The sequence below is a fragment of the Ruminococcus sp. Marseille-P328 genome (genome assembly GCF_964249465.1).
In the GTDB taxonomy this organism is placed as follows: Bacteria; Bacillota; Clostridia; order Lachnospirales; family Lachnospiraceae; genus Blautia_A; species Blautia_A faecis.
In genome coordinates, this window is the sequence record NZ_CAXUBQ010000027.1 from 38,581 (window position 1) to 59,377 (window position 20,797).

Genomic DNA, 20,797 nt, shown 5'->3' on the forward strand with positions numbered 1-20,797 from the left:
AGACCTTTTGACACCCATATCATTGCTATTAAAAATGCGCAGTGCCTCCAAACAACACTGCGCATTTCTATATTAAGAAATTACCTACTCCTCGTCCCCATTCTCTTCATATGACATTTCCCATATCTCTGAAAAAACAGCCAACGGACAATCCGTCAAAAGACACATCAGAAGGAAGCATTCGTATGGGTTCACAATATAAATCTCGCTCATTCCACACTTTTTCAGAATTCTCTGCGCTTCCTCTATGAAATGGTGGTATCTGTCATAGGGATCATCATCCTCCATCTCCTGAGACACGATAAAGAACTCCAACGTAAGAAGATCAAAGCGCTCTACCGGGAACTTGTGATTCAGAATATTGGTAATTCTCTGTCTGCTGAATCTCTTCTGGCTGAAATGTTTCGCCAGGATAGAGGCAGACATTTTTTTCAGATTTCCCATCTTATTAATAGGAATACCATTGCAGATTACCTTCTCCAGGTCAGAAGAAGTAATATTCTCCGGTTTCCAGACCTTATCCCGGCCTTTCTCCTCCTCATCTTTCTGATACATGGCCGCAATGATCTGCTTCGCATGTTCCAGAAGGCGCAGGAACTCCTGAAATGCCTGACTCTTCTCATTCATTGGATCATCCCAGCCAGCTTTCAGGCATGCCAGATATTTCAGCAATTTTTCCTCTGTATCTATGGTAAAATCGCCGCTGATTACTTCCGCCACTTTTCCCTTATCTGCTGCAGGTTCCATGGATTTGTAATTCTCTTTATATTCCTCTGCCTTGCTGTAAGGAAGCTGCTTACTATAACAATACCAGTAGATCACTTCCTCTGGATTATGGAAATCAAAATCCTGCTCCTTCAGCACCCTTGTCAGAAAGTCTGAAACATCCTCCGCGCTCATGCGAAGCCCGAAGCCCAGCAGAAATATAGTCTCGCGCTTTACTGAGGCCTGTGTAAGCCAATTGTTCACCAACGCAGGAAGCTTAGTTGAAGTAGGATTCATAGACTTGGGTGTATAGGTTTCCCGGAAAGAATCAACTGCAATATCTCTGTATACCTCCTGAGGCACTTCCCCAAACGGTTCCTCAATCCCGGCTCTTTCATAGATATATCTCTTCAAATGATCTCCGAACGAAACCAGCTCCATCTCTTTATATAAATAATGAAAAATAACGTCAGCATCTTCATCCTCAAATCCATCCAGACTGACTACCTGACGAAATCTCTGGGCGGCCCTTCTGGTAAATTCAAAATCCTTTACGGAATCAAATGCCACTGTCTGTTCAAAATCAAGATCCTGCATACGATTTTTCATCTTAAATCACCTTCATTTTCCTATAATCAACTACTTAAATTGTGAAAAATTTTGCCCTCTGATTTATCCCTTCTTCTGCAAAAGCCAGGTTTTGAACGGCCGATTATCTGCTCTTACCTCGCAGAGAATGATCGTAGTATTATCTCTGGCCCCTTTATCCAGTACCCTTGTTAAAAGAGCATGGGCAATATCACGAATTGAGTCCTCCAGCTTCATAATTTCTTCAATCTCGCGATCAGATAACATATCTGTTACCCCGTCTGAGCAAAGCAGATAACGGTCCCTATCCTGATAAGGAACTGCCGCAATGGCAGGTTCCAGCTTCATCTCGGTCTCCTCCACTCCCAGAAACTGAGTCAGTGGTGCTTTCCCAAATCTGCAGCTTTTCAACACATGATCTCTGGAAATCTGTGAAAAATTCCCCTTGGAAAACCGATAAATCCTGCTGTCTCCCAGATTACAGATATACGCTTCTTTTTTTCCAAAAGCAAGCATCGCCATAGTAGTTCCCATGGCACTGATCCGTTGTTCCCGACCATAATCACATACAGCCTGATTCATATTCTTACAGGCTTCCGTAAGAAAAAGTTCTGGTGCTTTACGAAGCATCCCCTTATTTTCCCTATAAAAATGCTCCAGGCTGTCAGAAGCAAGCCAGGCAGCCATTTCCCCCTGGCTCTCCCCTCCCATGCCATCAAAAACAGCCATTACCGGAAGGCTCTCCCGAAGCCTGATACCTGTACGGATTTCTTCTGTTCCATGATTACTCACTGGAAGGTGCTCTCCGCAGCACCAGAAATTGTCCTCGTTATTTGGTCGCACTTTCCCTGCATGGCAGGTATATGCATAATCAATATGATATGTCATTCTATTCCTCTTCGTCTGTCTGTCGATATTCCAAAGAATCACAGCCACTTCTTATATGACCGGTATCATCATTCATCTAACTGCTCCAGCGCATTTTTCCAGTATTTCTCGCCACGCTTGGTGTACTCAGTACTGTCATTCTCCTTATCGTGGACAGTTCCGTCTGTATCGATCCAGCGTATCAGTTTGCCACGCTTGTCATAATAATATAATTCCTTCTTATTACCGGTCCATACATATGCAAAAAACAGACGTTCATCCCAATAATAATACTCCTCATAAACTCCATCTTCGGATGTCTCCGGATAAATCAGCGCTTTCACCAGTTTCCCATTGCTGTCATAGTAGCGAAGCCGATCGCCTTCCTTGCCAACTTCCTTGCAGTCCGGAAGTTCGCTTACAATTGTATTCGCCTGCTCCTTAATTGTCTGAATTGAAGTAGAAAATTCATCAATTTGAGCAGTACTGTTATCATTAGCTTCCAGGACTTCCATAACGTTCTCCGTATTTTGAGCCTTGCGATTCTCATCATGGATTAATTTCATATAAACACCAATAATAATGCATGCCGCAAGCGCCACTACAATAAGGGAAACTGTCCATGGTGAAATCTGTCTTTCCTGGTCCCACCCGCTTCTCTGCTGCTTCTTTCGCTTAGTGGAAGAGGCATTTACTGACTGTTTCTCATAATTTTTCACTGCATTTTTCGCAGGCTTTCTGAGCTGTGCCTCTTCTTCCCGGACAGCTTTCTCAATCTGAGGGTCTTCTGCCACATGGGTCCGCTCCATACGGTCTTCCGGCTCCTGAGGGGCATATCTTCTCTGGTCCCGCTCAAGTTCTGCCGAATTTGTCAGCTCCCACTGGGACTTCTCCCACTCTTTCTCTGCATTCACCGGTGCCAGACGAAGCTTCTCCAAATCCCGCAGCATATCTTCTGGTTTCCTGTAACGTTTCCCCGGCTCATATGCACATGCTTTTAGTATAATGTGGGAAAAAGCAGCACTGGCATTAACTGGTACCGGCATTTTCTCCCCTGCCATTCTCCGTGCAAGGGCAGTCTCTTTATCTCTGTATGTAATCAACTGCTTATCCAGTGAAAGAAAAGGCAGCCTGTTCTGATTCATCAATTTATATAATACAATTCCAAGGGAATAGATATCAATACTGCTGTCGTACTTCTCACCCTTGTAAATCTCCGGTGCCATGTAGGAATAGGTACCTTTCTTGGACATATTGCTCATAGTATGTGCCTGTTCCCTGGCAATTCCAAAGTCACCCAGCTTAAAATCACCGAATCTGGACACAAAAATATTCTCCGGTTTCACATCACGGTGAATAATATTCAATTTTCTGCAATAAATCAATGCCATAGCCAGGTCACAGCCAAGCTTGATCACTTCCTTCTCAGTAAGCTCCTTGCCTGTGCAGTAATCCATAAAACTGGTAAGATATTCCATTCTTATGGAAATGTCCCAGCCGATCTCATCCAAATATTCCACCACTTTGAAATCTTCAAATGAAACCACATGGGAATTTCCGCAAAAATGCTCCATGGTGTATATTTCCTGAACACAGTCCTCTACCAGATTGCGAAAATATTCTCTGGTAGACTGCTCATTATTCATCTCTGACCGTACACTATCCAGTTCCCCTTTACTTCCCGGAATAGATATGATCTTGATGGCGGAGTAAAAAGAACGGCCGCGTTCTGTCCGCTTCGCTTTATAAACTTTTCCAAAAGAGCCTTCCCCTATTTTCTCTACAAGTTTCCATTCTGGCCAGACGGAAACCGGAACATCTTTATCCATGTATGTTCTCCCTCCTCGAATGGGTAATGACTTTTTAAATAGACTGGCAAGTCTTCCCCGTCACGATGCACAGAAATCATGGTTTACGTGATTTCACACCGCTATTCTCGGGTTTTCTGTGAACTACTTTTCCCCCAGAACACCTCGCGGAATACTGCCTTCTGAATAGTTACATAAAACATTATACAGGAATCTTACCACAAATGATAGACCAGGTTGTATTTTCCTCTATCCATATTTTTCCTTACCCTCGCCTACGGCGGATTGTCTCGAGCAGCATTTCCCTTGCTGCTGCAGTGTGTTCCTGCCGGGCTGCACTTTTTTGTGTAACAGTAAGTTCCATAGAATTCTCTGTTACACAAAAATCCCCCAAAGCAACATTTCTGTCACCCTGGGGGATTTCATATTTTATCGTTTATTCTTCACTGTCTTCAGAAGAATCCTCATCCTCAAATGTATCCTCATCCACTGCAAGATCTGCCTCATCAGCAGTCTCCAGCTCTTCTGAGTCTTCCGCTACATCCAGCACATCCTGATCCTCGTCGTCCATTTCATCGAATTCGATTTCTTCTGGCTCTTCCGGCATTCCTGTATCAAGCTCTACATCGCTGTAGCACTTCATACCTGTACCAGCTGGAATCAGTTTACCGATGATTACGTTCTCTTTCAAACCGATCAGATGGTCAACCTTACCCTTAATAGCAGCTTCAGTCAGAACCTTGGTGGTCTCCTGGAAGGAAGCAGCTGACAGGAAGGAATCAGTTGCCAGAGATGCCTTGGTAATACCAAGCATTCCCTGTTTTCCAACTGCCGGACGTAAGCCCTCAGCTTCCAGCTTCTCATTTACTTCCTCATACTCAAGGAAGTCAACAAGTGTACCTGGCAGGAACTCGGAATCTCCGTTATCCTCGATACGGATTTTCTTCAGCATCTGATGAACGATAACCTCGATATGTTTATCGTTGATCTCAACACCCTGAAGACGGTATACACGCTGAACCTCACGGATCATGTAATCCTGAACTGCACGAACACCCTTGATTCGAAGAATATCATGCGGGTTTACACTACCTTCTGTAAGCTCATCACCAGCCTCCATAACCTGTCCGTCCATGATCTTGATACGGGAACCGTATGGGATCAGGTAAGTCTTGGAATCACCAGTCTCCGGATCTGTTACGATGATCTCTCTCTTCTTCTTGGTGTCATTGATTGTAGCAACACCCTTGATTTCAGTGATAACAGCAAGTCCTTTCGGCTTTCTTGCCTCAAAAAGCTCCTCGACACGAGGAAGACCCTGTGTGATATCTCCACCGGCAACACCACCTGTATGGAAAGTACGCATAGTCAGCTGTGTACCTGGCTCACCGATAGACTGTGCAGCGATGATACCGATGGACTCACCAACCTGTACCGGCTCACCGGTAGCCATGTTTGCGCCATAGCACTTCGCACACACACCAACCTTACACTTACAGCTCAGGATGGTACGGATCTTAACCTGCTCAACAGCACCTCCGGTAATGTTGTCTACACCCTCTTTCATGATACGTGCAGCACGCTTCGGAGTAATCATGTGGTTTGCTTTTACAAGGACTTCGCCCTCTTTATTCTTAATGGTCTCGCAGGAGAAACGACCTGTAATACGATCCTGAAGGCTCTCGATCTCCTCCTTGCCATCCATGAAACCTTTTACATACATACCGGAAATCTCTGCTCTGTTCTCACAGCAGTCCATCTCACGTACGATCAGATCCTGAGATACGTCAACAAGACGTCTTGTCAGGTAACCGGAATCGGCTGTACGAAGAGCGGTATCAGAAAGTCCTTTACGCGCTCCATGAGCGGACATGAAGTATTCCAGTACGTCCAGACCTTCACGGAAGTTTGACTTGATAGGAAGCTCGATTGTATGTCCGGTTGTATCGGCCATCAATCCACGCATACCTGCAAGCTGTTTGATCTGTTTATCAGATCCACGGGCACCAGAGTCAGCCATCATGAAGATGTTGTTGTACTTATCAAGTCCGGAAAGAAGCGCATGAGTAAGCTCATCGTCAGTCTTCTTCCAGGTATCCACAACCTCTTTATAACGCTCTTCCTCAGTAATAAGACCACGTTTATAGTTCTTTGTGATCTTATCTACAGTATCCTGTGCAGCCTTGATCATCTCAGGCTTCTGCGGCGGCACGGTCATATCAGAAATAGATACAGTCATGGCAGCTCTTGTAGAATACTTGTAACCCATAGCTTTGATAGAGTCCAGAACCTCAGCAGTCTTGGTTGCTCCGTGAGTATTAATAACTTTTTCAAGGATCTGTTTCAGCTGTTTCTTACCAACCAGGAAGTCAACCTCAAGAAGAAGCTCATTTCCCGGAATGCTTCTGTCAACAAATCCAAGATCCTGTGGCAGGATCTCATTGAACAGGAAACGTCCCAGTGTAGACTGCACGTTGCCTGTGAAAGTGCTTCCATCCGGCATTACTTTGCTACAGCGGACAAGAATCTTGGACTGCAGAGTAATTACCTGGTTCTCATATGCCAGAATTGCCTCATTTACGCTCTTAAAGAACTTTCCTTCTCCCTTGTTTCCAGGTCTTTCCTGTGTCAGATAGTAAATACCAAGGACCATATCCTGTGAAGGAACGGCTACCGGTCCACCATCAGAAGGTTTCAGAAGGTTGTTCGGAGACAGAAGCAGGAAACGGCACTCTGCCTGTGCTTCCTGGGACAGTGGAAGATGGACAGCCATCTGGTCACCATCGAAGTCAGCGTTGAAAGCGGTACAAACAAGCGGATGAAGCTTAATAGCCTTACCTTCTACAAGGATCGGCTCAAACGCCTGGATACCCAGACGATGCAGTGTAGGTGCACGGTTCAGCATAACCGGATGTTCTTTGATAACATCTTCCAGAACGTCCCATACAGCTGGCTCAAGCTTCTCTACCATCTTCTTGGCATTCTTAATATTGTGAGAGGTACCGTTTGCTACCAGTTCTTTCATAACGAAAGGCTTAAACAGCTCGATTGCCATCTCTTTTGGCAGACCGCACTGATAAATCTTCAGCTCTGGTCCAACAACAATAACGGAACGTCCGGAGTAGTCAACACGCTTACCAAGAAGGTTCTGACGGAAACGTCCGGATTTACCTTTCAGCATATCAGAAAGGGATTTCAGGGCTCTGTTTCCAGGACCTGTAACCGGACGGCCACGACGACCATTGTCGATCAGGGCATCAACTGCTTCCTGAAGCATACGTTTCTCATTGCGGACAATGATATCCGGAGCACCAAGCTCCAGCAGTCTTTTCAGACGATTATTACGATTAATGATTCTTCTGTACAGATCATTCAGGTCAGATGTCGCAAAACGTCCACCATCCAGCTGTACCATAGGACGAAGATCTGGCGGGATTACAGGAACAACATCAAGAATCATCCACTCAGGACGGTTTCCTGACTCACGGAAAGATTCAACAACCTCAAGACGTTTGATGATCCTTGCACGCTTCTGGCCTGTTGCCTTAACCAGCTCTGCCTTTAATTCAGCGGAATCCTTCTCAAGGTCGATAGCCATAAGGAGCTCTTTGATAGCCTCAGCACCCATGCCTACGCGGAAGTTATTTCCGTAAGACTCACGGGCATCCTGATATTCTCTCTCAGTAAGGATCTGCTTGTATTGGAGTCCGGAATCTGCCGGATCCAGTACAATATAATTTGCAAAATAAAGAACTTTCTCCAGTGTTCTTGGAGTCAGATCCAGGATAAGTCCCATACGGGACGGAATACCCTTGAAATACCAGATATGGGAAACAGGAGCAGCAAGCTCAATGTGACCCATACGCTCTCTACGAACGGAAGCCTTGGTAACCTCAACGCCGCATCGGTCGCAGACAACACCTTTATAACGGATTTTCTTATATTTACCGCAGTGGCACTCCCAGTCCTTGCTTGGTCCGAAAATTCTTTCACAGAAAAGTCCGTCTTTCTCCGGTTTCAAGGTACGGTAGTTGATGGTTTCCGGTTTTGTAACCTCACCTCTTGACCACTCTCTGATCTTTTCCGGGGACGCCAGTCCGATTTTAATGGCATCAAAAGTCATTGGCTGATATGTTTCATTGGTATTGGTTGATTCTGCCATGTATTCTTTTCCCCTTTCTACTCTTCGATATCATCGTAGGAATCGTCGATTTCGGATTCATAATCCTCTTCTTCGTCCTCGTCCACATCAACAAGTTCCTCTCCGTCAAACTCCTGCTTGGTATAGCCATGTTTGCTGAAGGATTCCTCTCCTCTGTGGCCGCGGGAATCTCCCTCGATAACTGCACGAAGATCGGTTTCGCCGTAATCTACATTCTCCATGATCTGAACTTCTGTCTGATCATCTTTGAGCACACGTACATCCAATGCCAGGGACTGGAGCTCTTTAAGAAGAACCTTAAAGGATTCCGGAATACCAGGCTCAGGGATGTTATCACCCTTGATGATTGCTTCATAAGTCTTCACACGACCGACTACATCATCGGATTTAACTGTCAGGATTTCCTGGAGTGTATAGGATGCACCGTATGCCTCCAGAGCCCAAACCTCCATCTCTCCGAAACGCTGTCCACCGAACTGAGCTTTACCACCCAGTGGCTGCTGTGTAACCAGAGAGTAAGGACCTGTGGAACGGGCATGGATCTTATCATCAACCAGATGATGCAGTTTCAGGTAATGCATGTGTCCGATTGTGGTCGGACCGTCGAAGAACTCTCCGGTACGTCCGTCACGAAGCTGTACTTTACCATCTCTGGAAATCGGAACACCTTTCCACAATGCTCTGTGGGCTTTGTTCTCATCCAGATACTGCATTACATCAGGTGCCAGAATGTCTTTGTATTTCTCACGGAACTCTTCAAAATCTTCTGTATTTACATAGTCATTTGCAAGTTCCAGTGTATCCTGGATATCATTCTCGTTTGCACCATCGAATACCGGTGTGGAAATATTAAAGCCAAGTGCTTTGGCAGCAAGACTTAAATGAATTTCCAGGACCTGTCCAATGTTCATACGGGAAGGTACACCCAGCGGGTTCAGCACGATATCCAGTGGACGTCCGTTCGGAAGGAATGGCATATCCTCAACCGGAAGTACACGGGAAACGACACCCTTGTTACCATGACGACCAGCCATCTTATCACCAACGGAGATTTTTCTCTTCTGTGCGATGTAGATACGTACAGACTGATTAACTCCTGGAGACAGCTCATCACCATTTTCTCTTGTGAATACCTTGGCGTCTACAACGATACCATACTCACCGTGTGGTACCTTAAGGGAAGTATCACGAACCTCGCGTGCTTTCTCACCAAAGATTGCACGAAGAAGTCTCTCCTCTGCTGTAAGCTCAGTCTCTCCCTTAGGAGTAACCTTACCAACAAGGATATCACCAGCACGAACCTCTGCACCGATACGAATGATTCCGCGCTCATCAAGATCCTTGAGTGCATCATCACCTACGCCTGGAACATCACGGGTGATCTCTTCCGGTCCAAGCTTTGTATCACGGGATTCTGCTTCATATTCTTCAATGTGAACAGATGTATAAACATCGTTCTGTACAAGTTTCTCACTTAACAGTACGGCATCCTCGTAGTTATAACCTTCCCAGGTCATAAATCCGATCAGAGGGTTCTTGCCAAGAGCAAGCTCTCCCTGAGAAGTAGACGGACCATCGGCAATAACATCACCTGCTTCAACGTGCTCGCCCTGATTAACGATCGGACGCTGGTTGTAGCAGTTGCTCTGGTTACTGCGCATGAATTTGGTAAGATGATAATCATCTTTTGTTCCATCATCATTCTTGATGCTGATATCGGTAGATGTGGAGCGAAGTACAGTACCAGACTTTCTTGCAACCACACAAACACCGGAGTCAACAGCTGTCTTTGCTTCCATTCCTGTACCAACAACTGGTGCTTCAGTGGTAAGAAGCGGAACAGCCTGACGCTGCATGTTTGATCCCATCAGCGCACGGTTCGCATCGTCGTTCTGAAGGAATGGGATCAGGGCTGTAGCTACAGAGAATACCATCTTAGGAGATACGTCCATGTAATCAAACATCTGACGCTCATACTCCTGAGTCTCTTCACGATAACGACCGGAAACGTTCTTACGAACGAAATGTCCTTCTGCGTCAAGTGCCTCATTCGCCTGTGCTACATGGTAGTTATCCTCTTCATCTGCGGTCATGTAAACAACTTCGTCAGTTACACGCGGATTCATAGGATCAGTTTTATCAATCTTACGGTAAGGTGCCTCAACAAATCCGTACTGATTCAGCTTTGCATAAGATGCAAGGGAGTTGATCAGACCGATGTTCGGACCCTCAGGAGTCTCGATCGGGCACATTCTTCCGTAATGGGAATAGTGAACGTCTCGAACCTCGAATCCGGCTCTGTCTCGTGACAAACCGCCAGGTCCAAGTGCGGAAAGACGTCTCTTATGGGTCAGCTCACCAAGAGGGTTGTTCTGATCCATGAACTGTGACAGCTGGGAAGATCCAAAGAACTCTTTTACAGCAGCTGTTACAGGTTTGATATTGATCAGGGACTGCGGGGAAATGCTCTCCACATCCTGTGTTGTCATTCTCTCACGAACCACACGCTCAAGTCTGGAAAGACCAATACGGTACTGATTCTGAAGCAGTTCACCAACCGCACGGATACGACGGTTTCCTAAGTGGTCGATGTCGTCGTCATTTCCAATGCCATATTCCAGATGCATATTGTAATTAATAGAAGCAAAAATATCTTCTCTTGTAATATGCTTCGGGATCAGGTCATGGATATCTCTGCGGATAGCGGCAATTCTGTCCTCAAGTGTGTCATTTTCTTCCAGAATTTTTTCGAGTACAGGGTAATATACTAACTCTGTAACCCCAAGCTCTTCCAGGTTCTCAATTTCTGGCAGATAATGATGCATGTCTACCATTAAGTTAGAAAGAACTTTAATTCTGCGGTCTTCTTCACCCTGGATCCATACAAATGGAACTGCAGCGTTCTGAATGGCATCAGCCAGTTCTCTGGTTACGATAGTACCAGCCTCTGCAAGAATTTCTCCTGTAGAGCCCTCAACCACATCGTCAGCCAGCTTATGACCAACAATTCGTTTATTGAAATGAAGTTTCTTATTAAATTTATAACGTCCGACCTTGGCAAGATCATATCTTCTCGGATCAAAGAACATCGCATTGATCAGGCTCTCTGCGCTCTCAACTGCAAGCGGCTCGCCTGGACGGATTTTCTTATACAGTTCAAGAAGACCTTCTTCATAATTCGTAGAAGTATCCTTTGTGAAACTTGCAAGGATCTTCGGCTCTTCGCCAAACAGATCAATGATCTCTGCATTGGAACCAACACCAAGTGCACGGATCAGTACAGTGATCGGAACCTTACGGGTTCTGTCCACACGCACATAGAATACATCGTTGGAGTCAGTCTCATATTCCAGCCATGCTCCTCTGTTAGGAATTACTGTACAGGAAAACAGTCTCTTACCGATTTTATCGTGTGCAATGGCATAATAGATTCCAGGGGAACGTACTAACTGGCTGACAATAACACGCTCAGCACCGTTAATGACGAAAGTTCCTGTCGCGGTCATAATCGGCAGGTCTCCCATGAAAATCTCGTGTTCGTTGATCTCATCTGTTTCCTTGTTAATCAGTCTCACTCGAACCTTCAAAGGTGCGGCATAAGTTACGTCACGTTCTTTACACTGCTCGATGGTGTATTTAGCCTCTTTTTCATCAAATGTGAAGCCGATGAATTCAAGACTGAGCTTTCCGCCGTAGTCTGCGATTGGAGAAATATCGTCGAATACTTCATTCAATCCTTCGTCGAGAAACCACTGGTAAGAATCCTTCTGGACCTCGATCAAGTTCGGCATTTCCAGGACTTCTTTTTGTCTCTGGTAGCTCATTCGCATGCTTTTTCCAGTTTTTACAGAACGAATTCTGTTTTTTTCCATTGACGTTTCACCCCTGTTTTATTTTATTTATTACAACATCAGCCCGCTCTGCTGCATAAGCATAGTAGGCATATCTTGCCATAATATAGCATTCTTCACTATAGCACAACAAAAAAAGCCTGTCAAGCACTTTTCTGTTGTTTTTTCATTTGTTTTTTTATTTGTAATTGCTGAATAGTTATAATTTATTTTACTTTTCTCTTACTATAAGAAAGGTTTCCATATTTATCCGATAATACAAAGAGAAGCTTCGTTCCTTTTTTCTGTTTTTTGATAGAAATATTATATTTCTTTCGGGAATTGATGCTTCCTCTGCCGATTTTTTTATTCTTGTTTCTGCTCACTGCATAAATTGTAAGCTTCTTTCCACCCGCCGCTTTGCCTGTGATCTTCACTGACTTTCTGGTAATCTTAGACGCAGTGGGCATTTTCACGGAAATGATTCCAGTGCTGTTTTCCGCATAAATTGCATAAGTACTGCCATTATTCTCCAGACGGTTCTTTTTGTTTCCGGAAATCTTTGACCTGCTTACATATAAACCGCATTTTCTGCTGCCAGTAACCGCATTTCCATAAAGTTTTCCGGTCTGACTTGCGATCACTTGGATTCCTCTGCCATTCACATTCGTAATCCTGTTAGATTTTATAACAGCATTTCCAATATTTTCTACATATATTCCGTCCAGCATACAGCCTTTCACCTGATTCGCTGTGATCTGACAGCCCTCGCTGCCCCAGAGAACAATTCCGTTCTTTTTTCCGGAGGATATACGGTTCCGGCTTACTTCACACCCGTCAGAGCCATTTTCCATAAGAATTCCATCGCCGCCGATACCTGAAATCACATTATCCAGGACTTGATTCTCTGTGGATGGAGTCCCCAGCTTTCCTCCGTCATAAGCGTAGATTCCTACATTTTTACAACTTGATACCTGATTATCTTTTATCACATTTTTGGAAGAAGCAGACAGGTAAATTCCCATATTGGAAAAGGATGCAGTTTTTTTCAGCTTCAGCTGATTATTTTCCACTGTACAGCCATCAGCTAGATAAAGGCGAATTCCATTTCCATTCCCTGTGATCATATTTCCCTTTACCTCAACACCGGTTTCCTTATAAATACCTGTCGGAATTCCCTTAGCCTGTGCCTTTGAGCTGTCACTTACCCAGGCTCCCTGGACTTCAATTCCATATCCTCTCCATGTGTTTCCATTGATCTGACTCACTGAAGAAATAGAAATCTGATTGTTTTTCACGGAAATACCCGCATTCTGGTGGTTTCCTTCCATTCCTGCAACAGTTCCCGGTATAAGATGGGTATTCGGGAAATACATGCAGCTCACAAGCACTCCGCCGCCTGCATTCTCTATTATATTGTCCTCCACAGCAGAATCCACGTAATTCAGGCACCAGACAGCTCTCTTTTTCACATTTCGAAAGGTATTCCCCTGAATCACGATGTTCCGGTATGGTCTGTCGTAGATCATGCTGTGACTGCCCACTCCTGCAAACACATCCTCAAAAACGTTATCCGTAATCCTGATATTCTCACAGACAGCTCCGTCAAAGGGCTGATATCCTGGAAAAATATAGTCCAGACATGCATCCAGCTGAATGCATTCCTGTCCGCCGCCTTCATATTCCTGCCAATATCCCCGGAATGTACAGCCAGTCACAGTTACATCTTCCGTACCTGCCAGCTCAAGAAAATGAGATTTCAAATTGTTTAGAAATGTTACGTTCTTCACAGTTACGTGTCTGGCATGTCCAATCCTGAAGCCTACAAAACCGCCTGTGCCTTCCTTATCTTCGACAACCGGGTAATTCAGATCCCAGGTTCCGCCTTCAATGGTGATATTGTGATATCCATCATAACCTCCGGCAGAAAGTATGTCATCTCCCAGTCTGAGGACCACATGCTTATCTGTACAGGATTTCGTCAGTACAGCTCCTTCTGCATAAAGAGTAAGATTGCTGTACATATGGATAGTTCCGGAAATCAGATAGCTTCCCTGAGGAATGATTACCGTACAAGGAGTTTCATCTGTAGCTCTCTGCCCCATAAAGTGAAGCACTGTATTCAAAGTTTCGGTAATATCACTTCCATCAGCCACATCTAAAGTCACCACTGCAGCGCCTTCTGGAATAGTCGCCAGAATCTGCTGTTCATTATCAGAAGGTACAGGTGTAAGCAGAGCTTCTTCTGGCTCCTCTTCAAAATCATTATCAGACTCATCTGCTGAAAAAAATCCCACCTCAGCTGTTCCGCCATAGAAGCCAGTCTCATCCTCTTCCATTTCTGGCTCAAGATCGCAATCTGAAAAGCTGTCTTCAAAATTCTCCGTCACATTTTCTGCTGATTCAGCATATATAACAGAACTGCCTCCCAGATATAAAGATACTCCCAGTAATGTTACAGTCAAAAACATTTTTATATTCATTCAGAATCTCCTTGCACAAAAAGAATCCTGATTGCAGGAAACTCCAACAGAATTTCCTGTTACACAAAAAAATCCCCGCAGTGGCCTGCACGACAGACTTCTGCGGGGAGCATGGTTCGCTTAAATACACCTAAATTATTTAAGAGTAACTTTAGCGCCTTCAGCCTCAAGTTTAGTTTTGATATCCTCAGCCTCTGCTTTGGAAGCGCCCTCTTTAACCATTTTCGGAGCACCATCAACAACTTCTTTAGCTTCTTTAAGACCTAAGCCTGTGATCTCACGAACAACTTTGATAACTTTAACTTTGTTAGGACCTACTTCTGTAAGCTCTACGTCAAACTCATCTTTCTCCTCAGCTGCTTCACCAGCACCTGCTGCTGCTACAACAACGCCTGCTGCTGCGGATACACCGAACTCTTCCTCGCAAGCTTTTACTAAATCATTTAACTCTAATACAGATAACTCTTTGATTGCTTCGATAAACTCAGCTGTTGTTAACTTTGCCATTATAATTTTCCTCCATTTTTAAATTTTTTGTGGAATCAATGATTCGATTCAGCGACAGAAACTTAAATTATTCTGCTGCTGGTGCCTCAGCCTCTCCACCCTTCTGCTCTGCGATCTGATTAAGCACACGAGCAAAGTTGGTAATAGGAGACTGGATACTTCCAAGCAGTTTGCCAAGAAGTTCTTCTCTGGACGGGATCTGGGACAGTGCCTGGATTCCTGCCTGATCGTTGTAGTTACCCTCAACAATACCAGCTACTAACTCAAGTGCCGGATACTGTTTTGCAAATTTAGCAAGGATTCTTGCAGGAGCAGTAGCGTCTGTTGCAGAAATTGCAATAGCGTTTGTTCCATGTAAGTGCTTGTCAAGATCTGCACATGGAGTACCTTCAAATGCACGACGCATTAAAGTGTTTTTGTAAACCTTGTACTGTACGCCGGACTCTCTTAACTCTTTACGTAAAATAGTATCCTGCTCAACTGTAAGACCACTGTAGTCAACAAGAACAACAGCCTGTGCGTCTTTAATATTGTTAGCGATTTCTTCTACGATTGGTTGTTTCAGTTCTACTTTTGCCATGAAATGGTACACCTCCTTATAGAATTTGATATACCGCCAAAAAAAGCCTTACTGTAAGACAGCAAGGCTTAACGTAATTCTTACGAAAGAATACTTAGTCCTCGGTAGGCGTTTTAATCCTTATGCCTTACGGCACCTACTGTCTTCGGCAGCGTTCTGTAATAAAATACCACGTTCGATTTTATTTGTCAATAGTAATTTTAATTTTTTTACATCTGTTTTCTTACTACTCTGTACTCGTCCCCCATGCGGAAATAAGGGCAATCGTGATAGGTTCCTGTAATAAAACGATACATCTCATCTTCGTCAAGGTTCATATCACAAGTATAGCACTCGTAATCATCGTCATAAGAATAGTTTACACAATATTCGCAGTTCGCCCCCTGCTTCTTTTTCATATTACATACCCTGCCTTCCTTGCGAGTATTTAAAAACATTCCCACAATCTGCACGTTCTAGAACGTGTTTGAAAAATCATTCCCGCAATCTGCACGCCCCACTTTGCGGGAGATTTTGCCTGAATTCGGTTACCGTAGCCCGCTACGGCGCCCTCATCCAGTCAAAATCTCCCACAAATTGTGACGCACATCTTGCAGAAAGCCTTTTTCAGACACGCTCTAGAGAATTTCCATGGTCCAGGAAATCTGGCACTCCCTGCCAGCTTCCAGTGAAATAAGATTCTTCTGTTCCTCCAGATTTTCTGTAATTCCCTGTCTGGATGGAAGGGAACACCACGGCTCAATGCAAACATAAGGAGCATCCATGCAGGGCATATGCCAGAAACCGACATAAGGCATATCCACATAAGATACCTTCACTGCCTTTTTGCCCTTCGTACTGTGAAGCAGAACCTCTCCAGAGGTTTTCTCCAGCACAATAGCATCTTCATCAAAAAGATTATGACGAAGAGGAATCCGTCTGCCCTCCAAAAGTTCATAGGACTCCTTCCCCTCCACAAAACACTCCTGTGAAAAAAGAATGCGCTGCGGCTCACATGCCCTGGAAAATTCCAATTCATAATCCTCAAAGGAAAGTCCCTCTTCCATCGGAATATTAAATCCCGGGTGACCGCCGATTCCAAAATACATCGTTTTCTCATCCTTATTTTTTACCGAATAGAAAACTTTTAAAGTATTTTTCTCAAGCAGATATCGGATCTCAAAACGAAAATGAAATGGATACTGTTCCAAAGTTTCCCTGGTATCTTCCATTGCAAACACCAGTTCATTCTCCCCTGCTTTCTCACAGGAGAAAACAGAATCCTTGGCAAAACCGTGAATGTCCATATGATAAGTCTTCCCCTGAAATATGTAGGATTTCTCCCATAATCTGGCAATATAGGGAAAAAGATTGGCACCATGCTCATTCCAGTATCTGTCATCTCCCTGCCAGATATACTCAAATCCGTCCTTATCTGTCACGGACCACAAAATAGCACCTTCTGTGTCGGCCTTCACTTTAAGATATTCATTGCTGATCTCGTATTTCATCCCATTCCTCAACTTCCTGGCATCATATCGGGCCATGATAAAATCTCTCTGGCAATGACCTCTTCATAGTTGCCCTCAATATCCTGACTGCGTCCTGCTTCATAAATATTTGTCTCTGCCCCCCAGACACGGTCCTCATACTCCCACACATGGAATTTCAATCCTCGAAACAGAAAATCAAGACTTCCGCAGCCATCAATCTCTGTATATTCGTATTTGATATTCTTCTTTTTTAATGCATCCTGTACAATCTGTAACCGCATTTTTGTCACCTTCCTTTAGTCTCAAAGCGATACTCTTATGATCATTCTTTTTTCTGCTGACCATTATCTACATAGATTCTGTTCTTACCGGATTTCTTTGAAGCATACATTGCGTTATCCGCCGCCAGATACAGGCTTTCATAGTCGTTTCCAGCTGCAGGATAAGCCGCCGCTCCTATACTCACGGTAAAATGTGGTGTAGTCTCTGACTTTGCCAGAATATCAAGAATTTCCGCACCTTTTGCTTCAACAGCCGAAGCAAGCTCTGTATTTGTCATAAACACAATAAATTCATCACCGCCAAGACGACCGATAATATCCTCCCTACGGAAATGTTCCTTCAAAAGTTTTACCAAAGTAATCAATGCAAGGTCACCTATTGCATGCCCCATTGTATCATTTACCGTTTTAAAATCATCAATATCGAGCATAAGCAGGTAACCTTTACACTCTTTATCCTGCATAAGCGTATTGATTTTCTGCTCTGCAGCCTTGCGGTTCAGAGCGCCTGTAAGACCATCAACAGAGGCTTTTTCACGAAGATCCTGTTCTCTGGTCATCTCATTCTGAACGTCAGAAATCTTGCCCAGAAATGCCTGTGGTGTACCAAGACGGCCTCGTATCAGACGGCCCATCCATCGCACCCAACGATAATTATCGTTCTTATCCTTAAAACGAATTACAAAATCATCAATCTCATCAGAATTATCACCAATTGTGGAAAGAAGTGCCTTTACCTTCGCCACATCATCTGGATGAACCATTGTGAAATCTGTGTCACTGTCAAAAGGCCTGATCGGACCGATTTCCTTCAGTCCAAATAAAGTCGTTATATTTGGCGTAAATACCAATGTTTTTTCCAGGCAGTCATATTCAAAAAGAACCGTGTCCGAAAACTCCGACAAAATGTCGTACCTTGCCTGACCTTTCATCACTTTCTTCTGCTGTTTCATATAGAATCGTACTGTAAAAAGCAGCATAATCAACGCGCATCCAAGAAGCGTAAAAATAATCATGCGGTTTCCATTGATGAGCACTGCTTTATAATTCTTCATTTTGGCGGAACGATATTCTGAAAACAGAATACAGTCTCTGCCTTCCAACTTGGATGCCACCAGATAGATATCCGTTTTCTCAAGCTCCGTGAAAATATGGGGTGCTCCATAGGTCAGCTTTTTAAGGGACTTTTCCACCTGGGAAATACTGTTATCTTTCACATGCTGCGAATGAAGCACTGTCGCCACCGTATATTCAATGTCAAAAATCCGCATATCTCCTGCCAGGATTTTCCCATCTGAATTGCACACATAGTGAAGCACATTCCCCTCGTCCTCGTTCAGAGCCTCCCAGGCTTCCTCCACCTTATCTGCTCCAGCTGAACCAGCCAGGAAATTCTCCATTTCTGTCAGTGCTTCCGAATGGGTGGATAAAAGTGATTCCTCCATAAGCTCTGTAAAAATCTTCTCTGTTCTTTGACGATATCTGCTCATAAGAAAAATCGTCAGAAACACCATCACAGCAAGACAGACCAGTCCGATGATCATTCCCTGCCGTTTCATTTTGTATTCAGGATTGTCTTTCACGCTTTTTTCCATATTAACGTCATCCATTCCAAGCCGTGACGGCTTTTATTCGTTATTTTTCAGTATAAAGCCTATATATTCTGCTGTCAAGCTTGTGATTTTTGGTCACTTTTTACAAGTCTTGTATTGGAAGGATACTTTTGTTTTATTCATAGGGTTCCATCTGCCGCTGAAATAATGTAAAGTGAATAAAACAAAAAGAAGCATATTGTGACCTATCATGCATCCCCAGGCAGACACAAGTCCCAGTCCAAGAAGATGGATGCAGATAAAAGTCCCCAGAATTCTTACACCCCACATTCCCGCTACATTGAAAATAAAGGGAGTTACTGTTTTCCCCACACCTTGCATCATGCCCTCGATCACAATAGGTACACCATAAAACGGTTCGGAAACAGCAACCATACGAAGTACCGTACTTCCCAGACGGATAACCTGCGCATCTGATGAAAACAGCCTGATCAATATCGGCGCAAAAATAAACAGCAGACTTCCGGAAATAACCATCAGTCCCACTTCCAACGGCACAATTGCCTTGGCAAGGCTGTTGAGTTTTTTATTGTCATTGGCTCCAAGAGCATTTCCTGCAAGAGTAGCCGCTGCTGTCTGCATTCCATATCCTGGAATATAAAAAGCAGATTCTACTGTATTGGCAATAGTATGGGCTGCCGTTGCAGTCTCGCCCAAAGAATTGATCATGGATGCAAATGCCACATATCCAAGGGACGTGGCAAATCGCTGAAACATATTTGGAACAGCCACCTTCAGACAAGGGCGCAGAACTGCAGAATCCGGCAGGAAGCTCTGACCCTTTGGAGATATATCAGTATGCTTCCATAATTTAACCGTAATTGCAATACCTCCAATGGTATAAGCTATAGCACTCGCAGCTGCTGCACCTTGAACGCCCCATCCAGCGCCTGGGATCACCAGTTCTTTTCCACCAATCAGCACTGTTCTGGTGGAATATATAAGAAAAAAGTTCAGTACAATGTTAATAACATTAAAGGCAACTCCTACCTGCATAGGGGTTTTGGTATCGCCCACTGCCCTCAGGACAGTTCCAAAAATAATGTTCGCAGTTCGAAAAAGCATCGGTGCATAGAGGATCAGGAAATAGCTGGATGCCAGTTTCTGAATAGAAGGATCTACCTGCATCCAAACAGGGACTTTACGGCTCAGTCCCATTGTCAGAATTGTAAAAAATATTCCTACGATCACAACTGTCAGCACAGCCTGTCCTGAAGCTTTTTTTGCCTGTTCTTTTTTTCCTGCTCCGATTGACTGGGATATGTATGCCAGAAATCCTATGCTGATCGCAGAAACCGTACTTCCAATCAGCCAGTTTACTGTACTGGTAGCTCCAACAGCGGCTGTTGCACTTGTTCCCAGGACGCCTACCATACCAGTGTCCATATATTGTACTGCAGTCTGCATCAGCTGTTCCAGCATAGTTGGCCACGCAAGAGAAAAAATAACTGGCAGCATTTCTTTTGTTCCCTGATCTGCCAGTCTGGATCTGTTTCTAGTTGATTTCATCTTATTTCTTCCTGTTCTGTTACCTGTTATTTTGTGATACCAGTGTCAAAAGGTCAAAAAGCCGTTCGTGCTTGCACGATAAGGCGTTTGAACTTGGGACATGCCAAATATGAGAAAGTAGCGATTTACGCAGTAAATCAGCGGATTTCGAATATTTGGAGGATTGCGGGAGCAGCGGAGCTGGGTCGCAATCCGGGGTATCAAATGAGTGGCAAAAGAACTTTTGACACTCATATCATTTTATGAATTGATTTAAAAAATATTTTAGCAGAATATAAAGAAAAAAAATAGGGTAAAAGTAAAGAAAAGGCAACAAAAAAAACGATAACCAACCGGCTACCGTTTCCGTTCTGTACCTTCAAAACTACATACATGTTACATCCTAATGGAAT

16 protein-coding genes and 1 other annotated feature are annotated in these 20,797 nt (G+C 44.1%); of the genes, 2 read left to right on the forward strand and 14 right to left on the reverse strand.

Annotated elements, in window-relative coordinates:
• Positions 1 to 84: 84 nt before the first annotated feature.
• The 10 genes from ACESTK_RS16875 to ACESTK_RS16920 form a co-directional block, all read right to left on the reverse strand.
• Positions 85 to 1,314: a hypothetical protein gene (locus tag ACESTK_RS16875; RefSeq protein ID WP_373120320.1), complete on the reverse strand. Its 1,230-nt coding sequence runs from the start codon at positions 1,312 to 1,314 to the stop codon at positions 85 to 87.
• 63 nt (positions 1,315 to 1,377) lie between these two features.
• Complete coding sequence (locus tag ACESTK_RS16880; RefSeq protein WP_373120321.1) at positions 1,378 to 2,181, reverse strand: PP2C family serine/threonine-protein phosphatase; 804 nt, start codon at positions 2,179 to 2,181, stop codon at positions 1,378 to 1,380.
• Positions 2,182 to 2,249: 68 nt separating this feature from the next.
• Positions 2,250 to 3,989, reverse strand: a complete 1,740-nt coding sequence (locus tag ACESTK_RS16885) for a serine/threonine-protein kinase (RefSeq protein WP_187566463.1) — start codon at positions 3,987 to 3,989, stop codon at positions 2,250 to 2,252.
• Between the two features lie 415 nt (positions 3,990 to 4,404).
• Positions 4,405 to 8,130: a DNA-directed RNA polymerase subunit beta' gene (gene rpoC / locus ACESTK_RS16890; RefSeq protein ID WP_204454571.1), complete on the reverse strand. Its 3,726-nt coding sequence runs from the start codon at positions 8,128 to 8,130 to the stop codon at positions 4,405 to 4,407.
• Positions 8,131 to 8,147: 17 nt separating this feature from the next.
• On the reverse strand, positions 8,148 to 12,002 hold the full coding sequence (locus tag ACESTK_RS16895) for a DNA-directed RNA polymerase subunit beta (RefSeq protein WP_118583310.1): 3,855 nt from the start codon (positions 12,000 to 12,002) through the stop codon (positions 8,148 to 8,150).
• Between the two features lie 185 nt (positions 12,003 to 12,187).
• The gene (locus ACESTK_RS16900) at positions 12,188 to 14,443 is read right to left on the reverse strand and encodes a right-handed parallel beta-helix repeat-containing protein (protein ID WP_173719254.1); all 2,256 of its coding nucleotides are present in this window, start codon (positions 14,441 to 14,443) and stop codon (positions 12,188 to 12,190) included.
• Between the two features lie 135 nt (positions 14,444 to 14,578).
• Entirely contained in the window at positions 14,579 to 14,950 is a 372-nt protein-coding gene (gene rplL / locus ACESTK_RS16905) for a 50S ribosomal protein L7/L12 (RefSeq protein ID WP_118583314.1), read from the reverse strand.
• Between the two features lie 67 nt (positions 14,951 to 15,017).
• Positions 15,018 to 15,530 carry a 50S ribosomal protein L10 gene (gene rplJ / locus ACESTK_RS16910; RefSeq protein ID WP_118583316.1) on the reverse strand — a complete coding sequence of 171 codons (513 nt, stop codon included), beginning with the start codon at positions 15,528 to 15,530 and terminating at the stop codon, positions 15,018 to 15,020.
• 30 nt (positions 15,531 to 15,560) lie between these two features.
• Positions 15,561 to 15,697 (reverse strand) — a sequence feature (ribosomal protein L10 leader region).
• A gap of 42 nt (positions 15,698 to 15,739) precedes the next feature.
• Positions 15,740 to 15,928 (reverse strand): DUF6472 family protein, encoded by a 189-nt coding sequence (locus ACESTK_RS16915; protein WP_118583318.1) that lies wholly within the window; start codon positions 15,926 to 15,928, stop codon positions 15,740 to 15,742.
• A 29-nt stretch (positions 15,929 to 15,957) separates the two neighbouring features.
• On the reverse strand, positions 15,958 to 16,089 hold the full coding sequence (locus ACESTK_RS16920; protein WP_334303458.1) for a DUF6783 domain-containing protein: 132 nt from the start codon (positions 16,087 to 16,089) through the stop codon (positions 15,958 to 15,960).
• Between ACESTK_RS16920 and ACESTK_RS16925 the strand changes: the two genes are divergently transcribed.
• Entirely contained in the window at positions 16,048 to 16,206 is a 159-nt protein-coding gene (locus ACESTK_RS16925; RefSeq protein ID WP_306467783.1) for a DUF6783 domain-containing protein, read from the forward strand. The two genes, ACESTK_RS16920 and ACESTK_RS16925, sit on opposite strands and share 42 nt — an antisense overlap.
• Here the strand turns inward: ACESTK_RS16925 and ACESTK_RS16930 are convergent.
• The 4 genes from ACESTK_RS16930 to ACESTK_RS16945 form a co-directional block, all read right to left on the reverse strand.
• A complete protein-coding gene (locus ACESTK_RS16930) occupies positions 16,148 to 17,020 on the reverse strand; it encodes an aldose 1-epimerase family protein (protein WP_226815292.1) in 873 nt (290 codons plus the stop codon). The two genes, ACESTK_RS16925 and ACESTK_RS16930, sit on opposite strands and share 59 nt — an antisense overlap.
• An 8-nt stretch (positions 17,021 to 17,028) precedes the next feature.
• A complete protein-coding gene (locus tag ACESTK_RS16935) occupies positions 17,029 to 17,283 on the reverse strand; it encodes a kinase (protein ID WP_118583324.1) in 255 nt (84 codons plus the stop codon).
• Positions 17,284 to 17,324: 41 nt separating this feature from the next.
• Entirely contained in the window at positions 17,325 to 18,878 is a 1,554-nt protein-coding gene (locus ACESTK_RS16940; RefSeq protein ID WP_373120323.1) for a diguanylate cyclase, read from the reverse strand.
• 93 nt (positions 18,879 to 18,971) lie between these two features.
• A complete protein-coding gene (locus ACESTK_RS16945; protein ID WP_233456101.1) occupies positions 18,972 to 20,405 on the reverse strand; it encodes an MATE family efflux transporter in 1,434 nt (477 codons plus the stop codon).
• Positions 20,406 to 20,447: 42 nt separating this feature from the next.
• Here ACESTK_RS16945 and ACESTK_RS16950 point away from each other — a divergent pair, with 42 nt between their 5' ends.
• Positions 20,448 to 20,651, forward strand: coding sequence for a riboflavin kinase (locus tag ACESTK_RS16950; protein ID WP_373120324.1), 204 nt, complete (start codon positions 20,448 to 20,450; stop codon positions 20,649 to 20,651).
• Positions 20,652 to 20,797 lie beyond the last annotated feature (146 nt).